The sequence below is a fragment of the Myroides sp. genome (assembly GCF_032073645.1).
GTDB classification, from domain to species: Bacteria; Bacteroidota; Bacteroidia; order Flavobacteriales; family Flavobacteriaceae; genus Flavobacterium; species Flavobacterium odoratimimum.
Genome location: NZ_DAMANB010000001.1, coordinates 119432 through 136789, shown reverse-complemented (window position 1 = coordinate 136789; position 17358 = coordinate 119432). Strand labels below are relative to the sequence as shown.

The window sequence follows — 17358 nt, the reverse complement described above, 5'->3', positions numbered from 1 at the left end:
GCTTTTTTATCTTTGTCAGATGTTAGAAATCCTTTACCAAGACGAGTATATAGTAGCGATTAATAAGCCACGTGATTTATTAGTACACAAATCTTTTATAGCAAGTGATATTCAGGAGTATGCTATTCAGATCTTAAGAGATCAGATAGGGCAGTATGTTTATCCAGTACATCGCTTAGACAGAAAGACATCAGGCGTATTATTGTTTGCTTTGGATAAAGAGATTCTAAAACAGCTTAATGATGACTTTGCTACCCGTAGTGTAGAGAAGAAGTATATCGCTATCGTGAGAGGATATACGATAGATGAAGAGACAATTGATTATGCTTTGACCAATGACAATGGTCAAGTACAAGAAGCCAAAACATATTACAAAACCTTGCAGAGAGTAGAGGTAGAAATGCCATTTGGTAAGCACTTGACTTCTCGTTATTCCTTGGTAGAAGCTTATCCTGAGACAGGAAGGCAACACCAATTGCGCAAACATTTTAAACATATCTTTCACCCTATTCTAGGGAGTCGCCCACATGGCTGTAATAAGCAGAATAAGCTTTGGCTTGACAGACATGGATTAGGAGCAATGTTATTGCATGCTTTAGAACTAAAATTTACACATCCTGTTACAAAGGAAGTCATAGAACTTAGAGCGACTATTGATGAGCAGTATCGCAAGTATAACGCTGTACTAGGCTTTGACTTAGAACAGTATTATTAGGTTGGCAGTTAACGGTGTATATTACGTCCACTACATAAAGTAGAGACGCATATCTTGCGTGTCACAGTAAATAAGATAATAGTGTTATAAAGCCTCAAAGTCAGGAGACTTTGCATTGAGAGATTACGTCCCCAACATAAAGTAAATACGCAATATTTTGCGTGTCACAGTAAATAAGATAATAGTGTTATAAAAGCTCAAAGTCAGTAGACTTTACAGCGAGATATGATAGACTAAACAGTATCACAACATCACAACATCACAAAAAAACGATTTCACAAAAAAAACATTACTCATATCTCAATGCTTCTACAGGATCTAGCTTAGCAGCTTTCATCGCAGGGTATAGCCCTGATATTATCGCAACAACGAAGGTAGTAGTAAAAGCAGCTATGATAGCTGTCCACGGCACTGTAAAACTAAAGCTCATGACTTGGGCTAAAGCATAAGCTGTTAGGATACCAAGTAAGGTGCCTAATAGCCCACCTAACTGACCGATGATGATTGTTTCAGTAAAGAACTGTATTGCTATTGTTTTCTTTTTAGCACCTAGAGATTTGCGAACACCTATCTCACGAGTACGTTCAGTGACAGATACGAGCATGATATTCATCAGTGCTATAGACGATCCTAGTATTGTGATTAGACCGATTACCCAGGCTGCTACATTCAGCATATTCACCTGTTTCATCATAGAGCGTATCAAATCATCACTGCGTTCGATACCAAAATTAGAAGGTTGAGCAGGAGTTAGTTTTCTGATATTTCTAAAGTCTATAGTAGCCTGATCTATGGCTTGATTAAGTAAGTTATCTTGTAATAGACCTATTTTGATATCATAGTTACCATGTGCAGTATTAAATATAGAGCGAGCAATCTTTATCGGGATAAAGATTCGTTGGTCTTCATTTTGACCAAAAGTACTTCCTTGCTCTTTCAGCATCCCTATTATTCTAAATTTGTACCCTCGGATAGAGATAACCTGACTTATCGGATTCTGATCTTTAAACATCTTTTTAGAAAAGTCAGAACCGATAACACATACGAAGTGATCATTAGTAATATCAGTATAACTGAAGTTTCTACCCTCCGTGACAGTTAATCCACTATTCGATAAGTAGTTCTCATCACATCCGATAATAGGGATTTCAGGATCTGTCTTCATGAAGTCATTTTTGACTTCGATATTCGAGGCAGCGTTAAAAGACAGAGATACATTAGCGAAAGGAAACAAAAACTCTCTTTTAAATGCCTGTGCTTCACTATAGGTAATAACAGGATTAACTTTTTGTACAGACTTATTCTTAGCCATTCTGTCTGCTACATCGTATCTCAATATCGTAAATGTATTTGCTCCCATAGAGGCAAAGTCATCTAATATTGTATTGCGTAGAGCAGAGACTACAGCTAATATTCCTACTAATGCCCATATACCGATCGCTATGATAAACACAGTGATACAAGTACGGAGTATCTGACTCTTAATACTTGTCAAGGCGATTCTCATGTTTTCGATTCCGATTTTAAACATATAGTAGTAGCAGTAATTAATATAGTTGTTAGAAGTAAAAATACACAAAAAAAGTTTAAACCTCACAGTTATCCTCTTTTCTTAAAATAAGTGACAAATACTCATACTTGCCCCTTTGATTCAATAGGAGTATTTTAAAAAAAGTAGTAGTTTTGTCTAATAATAATACATAAAAATTAATTAGAGATGGCAAAGAAACCTGGAATTCCAAAAGGTACAAGAGACTTTTCTCCAACAGAAGTAGCAAGAAGACAATACATCATGCAGACTATCCGACATGGATTTGAGAAATTTGGATTCCATCCCATCGAGACTCCTTCTTTCGAAAACCTTGATACACTACTTGGTAAGTATGGTGAAGAGGGTGATCGTTTAATTTTTAAGATTTTAAACTCAGGGGATTACTTAAGTAAAGTAGATGATACTGTATTAGAGAGTAAGAATAGTTTAAAACTAACGAATCAGATCTCTGAGAAGGCATTGCGTTATGACTTGACTGTGCCTTTTGCTCGTTATGTAGTAATGCACCAGAATGAGTTAGACTTCCCTTTTAAACGTTACCAAATGCAACCTGTATGGCGTGCAGACCGTCCACAGAAAGGTAGATATAGAGAGTTCTATCAGTGTGATGCTGATGTGATCGGATCTAAATCACTGTGGCAAGAGGTAGAGTTCGTTACACTATATGACAGAGTATTCACTGCATTAGGAGTACATGGAGTAACTATAAAACTAAACAATAGAAAGATATTAGCAGGTATTGCTGAGGTGATTGATGCAAGTGATAAGTTAATTGACTTTACTGTAGCTCTTGATAAACTAGATAAGATAGGGGAAGATGGAGTAAAAGCAGAAATGATCGAAAAAGGTATTGCTGCAGAGTCTATTGAAAAAGTAAAAGCATTGTTTAACTTCACAGGTACTTTTGAAGAGAAATTAGCGAAACTACGTGTGATGTTAGCTTCATCAGAAGAAGGATTAAAAGGAGTAGAAGAGTTAGCATTCGTAGGAAGAGAAGTAGCGCTTATTGGGCTACAGACAGCGAAATTAAACTTAGATGTGACTTTAGCTAGAGGACTTAATTACTATACAGGAGCGATCTTTGAGATTGGAGCACCTGAGACAGTACAGCTTGGATCTATAGGAGGAGGAGGTCGTTATGATGACCTTACAGGTATCTTCGGGCTTAAAGATATGAGCGGGGTAGGTATTTCATTCGGTTTAGACCGTATCTACTTAGTGATGGAAGAGCTAAATCTATTCCCAGAAACAGTAAGTACATCTTCTAAAGTGATGTTCTTAAATATGGGAGAAGATGAGATGAGCTATGGAGTACAAGCAGTGATGAAGCTAAGAGATGCTGGTATCCGTACAGAAGTTTACCCTGATAAAGCTAAAGTAGGTAAGCAATTCCAGTTCGCAGATAAGAAAGGAATTCCTTATGCAGTGTTAGTAGGATCTCAAGAAATCGCAGATCAGAAATATACACTAAAAGAATTAGCATCAGGTGAGCAGGAGGTATTATCATTAGAAGAGCTGATTGCTAAATTAAAATAACGAATAGTTTATTTTGAAATATAGAAGGTATGTGTTTACTTACACATACCTTTTTTTATGCCTATGAAGAAGAAGCTAAGAACACTAAGAGTAGATAACTCGGAGTACCTATATAGTATAGGAGGTACTTATATCGCTGATACAGAGGAGAGCATTTTCATTATGCGCATCTTTGTAGATAAGTATAGTAAGTATGCTTTATTCGTCCACTTCCGTGTGTTAGATGACTATTATGTAGGTAATCCACTTAATCATGGTGTGCTATTATATAATACAGCGTTAGAAAAAGAAATAGTAGTGAATTTAAATCGACCATTATTTATCCGTTTAGCCTTAGATTATGGATTAGAACAAGGGTGGAGGCCAACAAAAGAAAGACTAGAGTTAGATGGTTTAGATCTATTAGTACAGCATGGTTATCAGATCGATAAGCTATTAAAAAAGACTTATAGCAAATAAGGTGATAATACTCATCTTTTAATTGTTGTAATTCCGTAATTTTAAACTTGCAATACATTAATAATATTTCAATAAGATATGGGAAGTAAAAAACTAGGTAATAACCCGAAGATGATGATGTTTAGATTGTTATTTGAACAGAAACCATCTATAGACCTACAAGCAGTATTAGAAGAATTAAAACAAGTGTTTCCTAATGTAACCTTTGCAAAAGAGGCTAATGTGTTTACTTTCCCTGATTGTGAAGTAGAGTTCGAAGAGGGTATTGTGCCTGCGCAGTGTGTCGTGATGCATGCAGAGGATGACAGTATTAAGAAGATCGACCAGAAATATACAGAACAGAATTGGCATTGGGAAGAGGGAGCAGAGGTATTGAAGAATTGTCAATATGAAGTGTTAGTGACTGATTTTTTGAGTAGAAGTTTAGAACCTCGCATACGCATTGTATTAATGCAGCAGATGCTCTTTGCGATGGCTAAGGTAGCTCAGCCTACTATCATTGTTTCTGAGCACGGTGAGAAGTTGATTGATCCAGAAGTATTTATGAGAGACTGTCTAGATCCTAACTACGTTGCATTAGACTTAATGATCAATGTTCGTTTATATAATGTGAATCAGCCAGAGTATGGAAGTTTGTTAATGGATACAGTAGGGTTACATGCGTTAGGTATTTCTGATTTTCAGTTTTTCTTTGATGATGATACGATAGTGAATGAGGTAGCAGGTCGTCTATGGGACTATGCTTATTATTTAATGGAAGCAGGGGATGTCATAGAAGATGGAAATACAATAGAAGGGTTTGAGCCAGGAAGCAAATGGACTTGTCATAAGGAGTTCTCTTCGTCTCAACCTAGAAGAACAGTGATCAATGTAGTGATGAGTTAGTCAGAAAAGTAGACACTTACAATAGAATATATATAATTGAACCCTGAGGAGTAATAGTTTTTAAAAGATTATTGCTCCTTTTTTGTTTATACAGAGAAGCAGTATGAAAGAGAGATTGCAGGTATTATAGTACATTGAGGACTAAACTTGTTTTTTTATGAATAAATAGTAGGCGATATAGAGGAATCTATAATAGATAGTATTTATGATAAATAGTACCTATGATAGAATAAAATCTATCGTTCGTAAAGACTGACTTGCCGTTGAGTGGCATAATATATTTGTGATGTAAAGAAAAAATCTAAACAACAAATATTAATTTTATGCTTAAACGTAGTTTTTTGATATCTGCATTAGTAGTATCATCTTTTATTCAAGCTCAAGTTTTGACTACGAATACAGGTAGCCCTGTAGGAAGTAATCAACATTCTAAAACCATTGGTAATAATGGACAAGTATTATTAGAAGACATCCATTTAATAGAGAAGTTAGCTGCTTTTGACAGAGAGCGTATTCCTGAGAGAGTAGTACACGCTCGTGGAGCTGGAGCTTTCGGAGAGTTTGTAGCGAGTGCTGATTTTTCGGATGTGACGATGGCAGACTTTTTATCACAAGCAGGTAAGACAACGCCTGTGATGGTACGATTCTCTACTGTGACACATCAGCAAGGGTCACCAGAGACGTATAGAGACCCACGTGGTTTTGCGGTAAAGTTCTATACAGAGCAGGGGAATTATGACTTAGTAGGAAATAACCTTCCGGTATTCTTTATCAGGGATGCGATTAAGTTCCCTGATATGGTACACGCTTTTAAACCGTCTCCTTTGACTAATGGAGCATCAGATCCGAATAGGGTATTTGACTTCTTTTCTAATTTGCCAGAATCTACTCATATGTTTACTTGGCTGTTCTCTGATTACGGTATACCAGCTAACTTTAGACAGATGGAAGGGAATGGAGTACACGCATATAAATGGGTGAATGATAAAGGAGAAGTAACGTATGTAAAATATAAATGGGTACCTCGTCAGGAGATTAAAAACCTGACACAAGAAGAGGCTAACGCTATCCAAGCAACTTCAGTAGAGCACGCGACTTTAGACTTATATCACGCAATAGATCGAGGTGATTATCCTATCTGGGACTTATACGTACAGATGTTAAAGAGAGAAGACTTCGATGCCTTAGACTTTAATCCTGTAGATGTAACGAAGATTTGGCCAGCAGAGATAGCGAAGTCTGTAAAAGTAGGTACGATGACATTAAAGGCTAATCCTACGAACTACTTCCAACAGGTAGAACAAGCTGCCTTTGCACCTAGTACATTAGTGCCTGGTATAGAGCCTTCTGAGGATAAACTGTTACAAGGAAGATTATTCTCTTACGCAGATACACAACGTCACCGCTTAACAGGGAATTTCCAACAAATACCTGTTAATGCACCTAAGAATACAGCGACTACTTATAACCAGAATGGGTATATGTCTACACGTGTACAGTCTGGTGATGTGAACTATCAGCCATCTACTAATAAACCTGAAGTAGTAGATAATGCTAAGTTTATGTACTCTAAATCTGAGTTCTTTAAACCTGTTAGTACTACACAGCATGTGATAGATAAGGAGAATAACTTTAAACAAGCTGGTGATCTATATCGCTCGTTCTCTAAAAAAGACCAAGATAATTTAATCAAGAATTTGAGTGGAGCATTTAAGACGATTAAGAATAAGGTGATCGTGCATAAGATGATTGCTTATTTTTATCAAGCTGATAAAGAATATGGTACACGTCTATTAAAAGCAGTAGATATGAAGCTAGATGAGATAAAACCGTATTTAGCTCAATAATAGATATAGTATAAACAAGGATTCAGCATAGATACATTATCTACTCTATATGGCCCCACATCATATTTTATCAAGAGTATAGAAGAACAGATTTAGGTACAAGCTTATATTTTTATATTATTTACTTTCTACCATTGTTCTGTACCTAGATTTGCTTCTATGGATATGTATTTGTGTTGAATCTATTTTTAGTGTTAGTGATGAAACAATGGATGATAGTAGGACTGTTGTTATGTAGTGTTCAGATTAGTTTTGGGCAAGATATATTTACAGCCGCAAGAGAGAATAATACAGAGGAGGTAAAGCAGTTGATCAGTCAAAAGATAGATTTAAATCAAGTCAATGATCGTTCTTTTACTCCCTTAACGATAGCAGTGTATAACGATAGTAAGGAGGTAGTGAAGGTATTACTAGAAGCAGGAGTAGACCTAGAGAAACAAGATGCTATGGGCAATACAGCCTTGATAGGAGCTGTGTTTAAAAAGAATTTGACTTTGGTTAATTGGTTATTAGAGTCAGGTGCAGATGTCAATAGAAGGAATAGTAATGATGCTAGTCCTCTTATTTTTGCAGTAACTTTTGGGACTACTGATATTGTAGGTGCTTTACTAAAGGCAGGTGCAGATAAGACAGTAAAAGATAACAGAGGCAAGACAGCATTAGACCATGCCGTATTACAAGATAATAAAGAGATGATCTCACTCTTACAGTAAAGAATAAGGATCTAGATATAAGCGAACAATTACTTTTTAAATAGTAGAAAAGTAATTGTTCGCTTTTTTATTTTTAATTGTATTTTTATCATTCGTATTAGAATAAAAAAAGTAAGGAGATATGGAAGTGAGTAGTGTTGATTTTCAAAGTTTTATAGATAATTATTCTTCGTCTGATAGTGAGTGGTTAGCCCTAGATTGGAACGGAAAGTATGGAGCTAAGTTTAAAGATGATAATTACCTTTTTAGAATTCAGATAGCAGAGTTAGTTTGTCAGCAATTAGATACTGTAGATTTGCCTCTATTAAGAGAGTTATTTATCCATATCGGGACAGCGTCTAAACTTAATTTTTCAGTGTATAATAAGTTTCATTTATTAGCACAGACTTTATTAGAAAGAGGAGGGAAAGAGTATTTATTTGATTATCTATGTGCAGCTCATATTTCTTTTGATACTTTTTTGAGTACAGCTAATATAGAATTGAGTCAAGAGAGAATAGAAGAATTATTAGTGCACTTCGATTATTTAAAAGAAACGGAGTCAAATCTAGAAGTACAGAAACTACTGTCGGAGCATATGCGCGATAGATTAGAAAGATTAAAAAAGAAAATAAAAATATGAAAAGAATATTAGCAGTTTTATTCCTAGTGATGGGATTAAGTGGGTATAGTCAGGAGAGTAATCTGTCTGATGCTTCGGTAGAACGAATAAAATCCTTAATCACTTTGTTTGAGAATGAAGATAGAGAAGGTATTGCCAAGAGAATAGTCTATCCTCTGAAGCGAGAATACCCTTTGCCACCAGTGACTTCCGAGTTCGAATTTGTGAGTCGTTTTGAAGAGTTTTTTGTACCCGAGTTTTCAGCTAAGATAGCGAACTCTGTAATAGAAGAATACAGTCATATGGGATGGCGCGGTATTATGTTTGACTTGGGGAGAATGTGGTTGACAGAGAGCGGAGATATTTATCGCATTATCGATCAGACTGAACTAGAGAAGAAGATAAGAGAAGAAATGATTCAGGCAGATAAGAAGAGATTGCACAGAAGTGTGAATAAGTTCTTAGAACCATATGCTATTATTAAAACGGGACAAGATATCTGGCGTATAGATAGAAAAGATGAGAAAGTAATGCGCTTAACAATATGGAACGACGGTAAGCTAGTATCTGATGTCCCTGACCTGATTCTAGAAGGAACTGAAGATATACAAGGTACAATGGGTAATAGAGTACTGTATTTTAAAGATAAAAAGGCGAATGATATGATCACGATCTTAATGGATAATCCTGAGTCAGAAGTAGCACATGAAGTAACTATCGTTAAAACAGATAGTGAAGGAAATGAAGTAAGCCTAAAAGGACAATCTGATAATTAGATCATAAACCATCTAATATAATGAAGCTGTAACAGAGATGTTACAGCTTTTTTTGTTCTGTAGTATTAGCTTTATAGTAAACTAAGTTTAGTCTTATAGCAGATATTTCGATATTGTTTATGGTTTAAGTAGGTATTGCCTCCGTTTTTTTACTTGATTTAACGGACACACTACGGACTCATAACGGACTCACTACGGACTCACCTCAACTCATTTTAAGAGGAGATAGGAAGGAGAGTAGTGTAAAATAGGTATAAAGATTACAATAAATTAGCCTAGTTATATTACAAGTGTAATATAACTATAGCAAGGAGGTAATGATATAAATAAGTAACCCTACTAGTCCTCCCACTAGAGTACCGTTGATACGGATATACTGTAAGTCTTTACCTACTTCTAGTTCTAGTTTATCACTTAGTTCGCGACCATCCCAGCTATCTACAGTATTTCTGATTAGTTGCCCTACTTCTTTTGTGTTTTTAAGAGCTACTTTATAGATGGTGTGTTGTATCCACTTATTGATCTTTATTTTATTTTCTTCGTTATTCTCTAAGTCTAGTGCTATTTTAGACAGGCTATTAGAGATATACTTACGCAGTACTGAGTTATTGTCCTCTAGTTGTACGAGTAGATTCTCTTTTGTAGAATGCCATAGGTCTTGCATATACGTATGAATAGTATCATCAGTAATGAATTGACCTATGATTTCATCGAACTTAGCTTTCCACATAGGAGAAGCTTCTATATCTACAGCGAGCATTTCTAACCTTAGGGTAATCTCTTTTCTTATTTTGTGATTAGGGTCTTTTTCTATATCACTTAAGAAGGTATTCATACCGCTGATAAGTTGATTCGTCACCGCTTTACCTCCGATAAGCCCTAAGATAGGTTTTTTTTCTACGACATTGTCATATATTTCTTGGCGGTGTTCTTCTACATAGAGTTGTGCCTTAGGCAAGATAATATCTAATAATCTGTTGTGTTCATTCTTTTCGATAGCATAGGTGACTCCTTGTGATACAAAGCTTTGAATATTAATAGCTGCGATACCTTCTTTCGCTTTTGAAGTCATCAGTGCGATGATTGTTTCGTCCTCTAGTTCAGCGAGTATTCGTTTGGCTAGTGAAGTAATCTCATGTTCTAAAATGATTTGATTATTAGGCTTGTTTAACCAAGTAGAAATCATATTCGCTAAATCAACTTTCTCCACATAAGGTCTGATATTATCTGACGTCAAGAAGTTATCTGTGACAAAGTCTCCTAGGTTATCTCCAATCTTGTTTTTGCTATTGACAATAAGATTAGTATGCGGAATGGGCATGCCCATCGGATGTCTAAAAAGAGCTGTCACCGCAAACCAGTCTGCTAGTGCCCCGACCATCGCAGCTTCTGAGAATGCCTTGACATATCCCATCCACGAAGCAGGTGAATGTCTGATGGCATATACCATAGAGATATAGAGAATAGCCATAAGTATAAATAGACCAGTAGCTATGCGTTTATGCTTTTGTAACTGTTTTTTCTTTTCATTCATAGTGCTGTATTTATAGCTAATGTAATGAAAAAAGAGAGCTTAGAAGCTCTCTTTTATGGTAAATGTCATTAATTCGTATGTCTTAGGATGTCTAAAAGTGATACTTTCTGCGTGTAGATATAGTCTGTCTGCTTTGGTACCATATAGGTCATCACCTACTATAGGTGTGTTTAGTCCTTTTGGGTGTGAGGCATGCATACGCAGCTGATGGGTACGCCCTGTGATAGGATAGAAGTACACTTTCGTCTTGCCATCTTTTCGTTCTATCACTTCGTATCTAGTCTTGGCATACTTTCCATATTCATAGCATACCATCTGTCTAGGTCTATCGTCAAAGTCTATTCTCAACGGTAGTTCTATAATCCCTTCGTCTTCTGCTATGATACCATCAAGTATAGCGACATATCTCTTCTCTAAGCTCTTCTTTATAAACTGGCTCTGTAGTGCTTTATGAGAGTCTTTATCCTTAGCAATGATTAAGATACCTGATGTAGGCATGTCTAATCGGTGTACGATAAGAGGTCCTGTAGCATTAGGGTAGCGAAGTTTCATACGCTCATATACAGAGTCTAGTATATAAATACCAGGTACAGATAAGAAGTCTTCAGGCTTATTGACAATAGCGAAGTACTCATCCTCATAGACTACCTCAATAGGTCTGTTAAGAGCAGGGTTTATTAGTAGTGGGTTATCATCTACTTCTAAGCCTTCTAGCATATGTCCTAAAATAGGCTCACACTTACTGCGACAAGAAGGGTAGAAGTGCTGATGCTTGCGAATCTCTGACTTCGGAGACTCTCCCCACCAGAATTCTCCTAAGGCAATAGGCGTATAATTATGCTCATAGGCGTATTGCATCAGTTTAGGAGCGGCACAGTCTCCAGCAGCAGCAGGTGGCTGTTGTAATACTGTCTTTTCGAAGATCTCTAATAAGCTTTGTTCCTCTCCTTTATAATTTAAGAATTTGTAAGAAGCGAATAGTTTTTGCTGTAGTCCATTAGACTTTTGTTTGCGTTCTTCTTTTAGGTTATTTAGCTCCTCTTCTATACTTGTCGTGATATCTCTAGTCGTAGTGATTTGCTCTTGCCAATATTCTGTCAGTACGCGCAACTCATATTTATCTCTTAAACTCTGTTTGACTAAGTCATCATTTAATAGCTGAAATTCTTCAGGAGAGAGTATAGCTTCCTGTTCTTTTCGGATGGCTTTTCGCTCGTTTTTTTGTTTTTTATGTTGTGCTTTCTTTTCTTCGATGGCTGTTTTTTCATCAGCTATCTGTTGTTTCAATAAAGCTTTGGCATTGCTATACACAGAATCTGCTTCTAGTTTTTCTATTTTGGCATTGATAGCATTAATTGCTTTTACCTCTACATCTTCTCTTGCAAAAAAGCCGTCTTCATTCCACAGGTCAAAGATTAGTGGTACATATCCTTCTAGGTCTGTATGACTGCCTAGCTTACCAGAGAAGCCTGCTAAGTAGCCTAGTTCTCCTTTTTCATTTTTTACTACTAGTACACCAAACATCTTACCTGTAGGTAGACAGTTCTCATTCTCTGTGTCAAATAGCGGTGCTATAAGCGGATGTGTGCTTAGTTCACGTTGTAACTCTTCTGCTGCTAGTACGGTTAGGGGATGAGGTTCGTAATAAAAAGGGAAAGTAAACTTAGTCGGCAGTGTTATAGACTGCACATCACTGGTAAACTTTCTGAAGATAGCTTTAGGCTGAGACATGTAATTCTAATTTTTAGACTGCAAAATTAAGGATAAAAGGGAGATGGGAAAGAGCATTGTTTTAAAATATTATAATTCATATTTAGCTATTTCAAAAAGTATTTGATAATTATTAAAAGATGTAAAACTATTTTTGTAGTTTAGTAACTAATTAATTAGTTATTTAGACAAGGTAAAATATCTTGTTATATAAAGAATGGCAAAGATGAAAAAAATATTGAATTTAATGTATCTGTGTTTTATAGTAGTAAATAATGTGTCTGCTCAAAGTACAAAAGGTTTTCCTAAGATAGAAACAGAGATTATAGGACAATCTAAGTTGTCTGTGTATTATCAATTAGATGATAACTCAACAAATAAGAAGAAGTCAGGAGAAACAGTGTTACAGATACTAGATTCTAAGAGTAAGTATTTTGATGTAGTTGAATCAGATGCTATCGCTTATAATAATGCGGCACTTACAGGAGAATTAAATAAGGATAATATAGCTGAAGGTCTGAAGGTGTTTGGTAAATATGTTTATAAAGGTGTAATACTGAAAGATTTTTCAACATCTAAAGTAGTGGTAAATGATTTGATAGGAGGTAAGAGATTTGAATATGAGGAAAGTATTCCTAAGATAGAATGGAAAATAGGAAAGGAACAGAAAGAAATTTTAGGTTATCAATGTACTAAAGCTACTGCTAAGTTTAGAGGGCGTGATTATGTAGTGTGGTACACAGATGATTTGCCTATTAGTGATGGTCCATTTTTATTTACTGGATTACCAGGTTTGATATTAGAAGTAAGAGACACTAAGAATGCCTATGCTTTTATAGCTAATAGAATTGAGAATAAGAATGAGGAGGTATTTTTAACTATTCATCCTAAAGTAACGAAGACAGATAGAGGATCATTTAGAAGAGGAGATAAGAATGATCATCTTGATCCAGGAGCTTCATTACAAGGAAAGATTTATACAGAACCAGGAAAAGTGACTAATATAAGTGGAATGAAATCAATACCCTATAATCCGATAGAGTTAGAGTAATGTTTGTGTTTGTTGTGTATTTGTTGTGTATTTGTTAAGTAATTGTTTTTATTTATTTGTTTTTTATGAGATTTATTTTTTTGGATATTGTTTGTTAACTTTATTTAACATAACTTTAATTTGTAAGTTCTTTGGTGCACAAGAAGGATTTTAGTTTTAACCAAATAAATTTAAAATTATGAAGAAAACAATGAAAGCCATTTTAGTAGTGGCAGTTTTAGTAGTGAGTACGGTAGCATTTGCAGCTGCAGAAGGATGGATTACTGTACATGATAATTGTGGAGGTACTTTTTATTTAAAGGCAGATATGTATCCTGATGGAGATGCGGCATTAAAAGCTGCAGAAAAATATAATAAATTACGATGTCAATAGTTGATTTTTTTTATTGAAGATTTTAGTTATTTATAACTGCTAATTAGATTAATAATTTTTAAAACCAAGGAATATAGTACTATACTCCTTGGTTTTTATAAGTATAATACAAATTATGAAAAATATTTTTATTTTAATAGTTATAGTTTTTAGTACTGTAAACAAAGTTAAAGGACAAAAGTCAAAAGGCTTTCCTAAGATAGAGACAGAGATTATAGGACAATCTAAGTTGTCTGTGTATTATCAATTAAATGATAACTCTACAAATCAGAAGAAATCAGGAGAAACAGTGTTACAGATACTTGATTCTAAGAGTAAATATGTAGATGTAACTGAAGATAAAATGATTGATTATAATAATAAGCACTTTTTAGGAACAGTCAGTAATGAAAATTTTGGAGAAGCATTAAAGTTGTTAAAACAATATGTTTTTTCAGGCACGATAATAAAAGACTTTGAAAAGTCAAAAGTAATTATTCATAGAGATATTTCAGGTTATAAGTTTCAATATGAGGAAGGTATTCCTAAGATAGAGTGGAAAATAGGAAAGGAACAGAAAGAAATCTTAGGGTATCAATGTACTAAAGCTACTGCTAAGTTTAGAGGGCGTGACTATATTGCCTGGTATGCTAGTGAGTTGCCGATTAGTGATGGTCCATTCTTATTTACTGGATTACCAGGTTTGATATTAGAAGTAAGAGATACTAAGAATGAGTACGTTTTTATGGCTAATGGTGTAGAGCGCAAAAATGAAGATGTATATATAGCCTTATATCCTAAAGTAACGAAGACAGATAGAGAATCATTTAGAAGAGGAGATAAGAATGATCATCTTGACCCAGGAGCTTCATTACAAGGAAAGATTTATACAGAACCAGGAAAAATGGCTAATACAAGTGGTATGAAGTCAATACCCTATAATCCGATAGAGTTAGAGTAAAATGAGCATTAAGAGTATAAATAGCGAGAGAATTAGTCTGAGATTGTTTAATCAATTTTGGACTATATTTTTATTGCTGTTTACTCAGTTATGTTTTAGTCAAGGTAGTATTGTGAAGGGGAGAGTTATTAATGGAGAGAGTGACGAACCTATAGAAGGAGTTATCTGTAAGGTATACGATAGTACCGATGAGATGATAACTTATGCATTAAGTACTAAGTCTGGCGAAGTGTTGATAAAGAGTGATGAAACACCAGCATATATTATATTTTCCTATTTAGGGTTTCAGAATGAGAGAGTGGAGTATATTTCGTTTATAAAGAGTAAAGAGGTAAAACTGTTTAGCAAGGCGATAGAGATAGAGGAGATCGTGATTAAAAGTCAGGCTATAACCCAAGAAGGAGATACGCTTAACTACAGTGTCACTCCCTTTAAAGGAAAAGAGGATCGCTATCTGAAAGATGTCTTAAAGAAGCTACCTGGTATTACAGTAAATACGACAGGAGCTATTACTTATCAAGGGAAACCTATTAATAAGTTTTATATGGAAGGGCTTGACTTGCTAGGTAATCAATATACAATAGCATCTAATAACTTACCTATCGATGCTGTACAGTCTGTACAAGTGATAGAGAATAATCAACATATCAAAACACTAAAAGGAGTTGAATTTAGTGAGAATGCGGCTTTAAATATCAAGTTTAAAGACGAGTATAAACAAAAGCCTTTTGGTGAGGTTAAGACTGCTTTCGGCGGATCACCTCTGTTGAGCAGCAATAAAGTATTCGCTACTTTAATAGCCAAGAACAGTCAAACTTTAGTGACTGCGAAGTCTGATAATACAGGTGTTAATATAGAAGTAGATACAAGAGAACAGATTGACTTTACAGATTTGTTTTCTTTTGATATGCCACTCAAGCAATACATCGGTAACACGAGTATTCGTAGAATACCGATGGATGAGAAACGATACTTGTTTAATGAAACGTATTTAGGATCTATCAACCATCTAAAGAAACTTGCTAAGGAGGCTACATTGCGTTTTAAGGTTGACATTACAAAAGATCACAAACAACAAGATAGTTACTATATTTCTAACTACGATTTAATGAATGGTGAAGTATTGACATTAAACGAGGATAGGAATGTTGCACTTAGTAATACTAGATTAAATGCTTCTGTGAACTATGAAAAGAATAGCACAGCTGTCTATTTTAAGAATGAACTGAAGACCATCTTTAATTGGCAGAGAAGCAATGAAAGTTTACTACAGGACATGGATCAGTTTACTAATCATGTTAAACAAGATAATGTGACTATTCAGAATCGCTTTGCGTATATATTTGGAACGGATGATAATAAGTATACGATCGATGCATTCATAAAATATGTAGATCAGCCAGAGCGTATGACTTTAAATACACTTAAAGGAACTGATAAAGCGTCTAGTATGGATAGGCAGAAGGTAGATAATAAGCATTTATTGTTTAAAGTCCAATCTGGCAAGACGATGAGAGTGTGGTCTAATCCACTGTCTTTTAATGTAGAGTTGTACTATAATAATGATGAGTTAAAGACTAGATTAGAGACAGATAAGAAATATAGTTTTTTAGATCAATACCTACATGATAATAGTGTAAGACTTAAGAAATATGGGACTACATTAACGACGAGTTATACATATTATTTAAAAGAAGGTAATTTACGCATTAACATACCTCTAAAATATGAACAACACAGTGTATTTGACAGAATAGGAGTTGAGAATGAAGAGAAAGGTAACTTCTTAATAACACCTTCAGTTTCGTTTAATTATAATTTGAATCAGTTGTGGAAGTTTAATGCGAATACTTCTTATACAGAGTCAGTAAGTCAGATAGATAATTATTATCAAGGAGTGGTGATGGCTACCTATAGAGATTTTATGACTTATGGTAACTTGCCACAGAAGTATAAGTCTATGCGTTATGAGATAGGTTTAGATCATCGCAATCTATTGACTTCTGTATTCTTTAATTTGAATATAGGGTACCAACCTTCTAAGATTAATGTAGCTAATCAAGGATATTATGATAAGGATTATACGTGGAGCAATAAAGTAGCGCAAGATATAAAGATGGATAAGTTATATCTAAATACGAGAGTGTCTAAGTTATTTAGTGAGTTAAAGACGACATTAGCTTTAAGTACTTCTTATGAGTATTATAAAAGTGATATATGGCAACAGAATACGTTGTTTACAAATTACAGTAATCAGTGGACTGTAGGTTTTGAGGCTTTTGTAAAGAAGTTAGATTGGATGTCTATACAGTATATCATTAGTGACAATATATTTTGGGAGAACAATCAATTTAGAAATACTGATAAGTTACACAATATCACTCAACAAGTGAATTTGTCTTTCTTTACTTTAAAGAATGTACAATTACAGCTCAGTGGAGAGCATAACTATAATGATATGGGAGGTAAGGAGAGTTATAAAAACTTCTTTATAGATGCTACAGCGTCATATAAGTTGAAGCAAGTGGAGTTCACAGCATTGTTACAGAACTTACTTGATAAAAAAGAGTATTCGTATACGAGTTATACGGGGTTAAATAGTAGCTCCTTAAAGATACCTATTCGAGGTAGAAGTATTCTATTAGGAGCTACATTTAGTTTTTAAT

General features: G+C 34.9%; 15 protein-coding genes. 12 read left to right on the top strand and 3 right to left on the bottom strand.

Annotated features, from left to right (window positions below):
• The first annotated feature begins 19 nt into the window (after positions 1 to 19).
• Positions 20 to 715 (top strand): pseudouridine synthase, encoded by a 696-nt coding sequence (locus tag RT228_RS00620; protein ID WP_058699332.1) that lies wholly within the window; start codon positions 20 to 22, stop codon positions 713 to 715.
• Positions 716 to 1004: 289 nt separating this feature from the next.
• On the opposite strand, the gene RT228_RS00615 is transcribed toward RT228_RS00620, so the two are convergent.
• Positions 1005 to 2246, bottom strand: a complete 1242-nt coding sequence (locus tag RT228_RS00615; protein ID WP_058699333.1) for an ABC transporter permease — start codon at positions 2244 to 2246, stop codon at positions 1005 to 1007.
• Positions 2247 to 2432: 186 nt separating this feature from the next.
• Here RT228_RS00615 and hisS point away from each other — a divergent pair, with 186 nt between their 5' ends.
• The 7 genes from hisS to RT228_RS00580 all read left to right on the top strand — a co-directional run bounded on the left by hisS (position 2433) and on the right by RT228_RS00580 (position 9084).
• The gene (hisS, locus tag RT228_RS00610; RefSeq protein ID WP_058699334.1) at positions 2433 to 3803 is read left to right on the top strand and encodes a histidine--tRNA ligase; all 1371 of its coding nucleotides are present in this window, start codon (positions 2433 to 2435) and stop codon (positions 3801 to 3803) included.
• A 63-nt stretch (positions 3804 to 3866) separates the two neighbouring features.
• Positions 3867 to 4262: a hypothetical protein gene (locus tag RT228_RS00605; protein WP_230493112.1), complete on the top strand. Its 396-nt coding sequence runs from the start codon at positions 3867 to 3869 to the stop codon at positions 4260 to 4262.
• 78 nt (positions 4263 to 4340) lie between these two features.
• Positions 4341 to 5147 (top strand): DUF4261 domain-containing protein, encoded by an 807-nt coding sequence (locus RT228_RS00600; protein WP_025124125.1) that lies wholly within the window; start codon positions 4341 to 4343, stop codon positions 5145 to 5147.
• A gap of 323 nt (positions 5148 to 5470) precedes the next feature.
• Positions 5471 to 6994 (top strand): catalase, encoded by a 1524-nt coding sequence (locus RT228_RS00595; protein ID WP_006266515.1) that lies wholly within the window; start codon positions 5471 to 5473, stop codon positions 6992 to 6994.
• 200 nt (positions 6995 to 7194) lie between these two features.
• Complete coding sequence (locus tag RT228_RS00590) at positions 7195 to 7707, top strand: ankyrin repeat domain-containing protein (RefSeq protein ID WP_230493111.1); 513 nt, start codon at positions 7195 to 7197, stop codon at positions 7705 to 7707.
• 121 nt (positions 7708 to 7828) lie between these two features.
• A complete protein-coding gene (locus tag RT228_RS00585; protein ID WP_006266517.1) occupies positions 7829 to 8329 on the top strand; it encodes a hypothetical protein in 501 nt (166 codons plus the stop codon).
• Positions 8326 to 9084 (top strand): hypothetical protein, encoded by a 759-nt coding sequence (locus RT228_RS00580; RefSeq protein ID WP_006266518.1) that lies wholly within the window; start codon positions 8326 to 8328, stop codon positions 9082 to 9084. The genes RT228_RS00585 and RT228_RS00580 overlap by 4 nt, the downstream gene beginning before the upstream one ends.
• Positions 9085 to 9385: 301 nt before the next feature.
• Here the strand turns inward: RT228_RS00580 and RT228_RS00575 are convergent, their stop codons facing one another.
• Both RT228_RS00575 and RT228_RS00570 read right to left on the bottom strand, forming a co-directional pair.
• Positions 9386 to 10618, bottom strand: coding sequence for a DUF445 domain-containing protein (locus tag RT228_RS00575; protein WP_006266519.1), 1233 nt, complete (start codon positions 10616 to 10618; stop codon positions 9386 to 9388).
• A 39-nt stretch (positions 10619 to 10657) separates the two neighbouring features.
• Positions 10658 to 12349: an RluA family pseudouridine synthase gene (locus RT228_RS00570; RefSeq protein ID WP_006266520.1), complete on the bottom strand. Its 1692-nt coding sequence runs from the start codon at positions 12347 to 12349 to the stop codon at positions 10658 to 10660.
• Positions 12350 to 12554: 205 nt separating this feature from the next.
• On the opposite strand from RT228_RS00570, the gene RT228_RS00565 reads away from it, so the two are divergent.
• The 4 genes from RT228_RS00565 (at position 12555) to RT228_RS00550 (ending at position 17357) form a co-directional block, all read left to right on the top strand.
• Positions 12555 to 13379 (top strand): GLPGLI family protein, encoded by an 825-nt coding sequence (locus RT228_RS00565; RefSeq protein WP_006266521.1) that lies wholly within the window; start codon positions 12555 to 12557, stop codon positions 13377 to 13379.
• A gap of 178 nt (positions 13380 to 13557) precedes the next feature.
• Positions 13558 to 13752, top strand: a complete 195-nt coding sequence (locus RT228_RS00560; RefSeq protein ID WP_016649775.1) for a hypothetical protein — start codon at positions 13558 to 13560, stop codon at positions 13750 to 13752.
• A gap of 115 nt (positions 13753 to 13867) precedes the next feature.
• A complete protein-coding gene (locus RT228_RS00555; RefSeq protein WP_006263084.1) occupies positions 13868 to 14692 on the top strand; it encodes a GLPGLI family protein in 825 nt (274 codons plus the stop codon).
• Between the two features lies 1 nt (position 14693).
• Positions 14694 to 17357 carry a TonB-dependent receptor gene (locus tag RT228_RS00550; RefSeq protein WP_006266524.1) on the top strand — a complete coding sequence of 888 codons (2664 nt, stop codon included), beginning with the start codon at positions 14694 to 14696 and terminating at the stop codon, positions 17355 to 17357.
• The last annotated feature ends 1 nt before the right edge of the window (position 17358 follow it).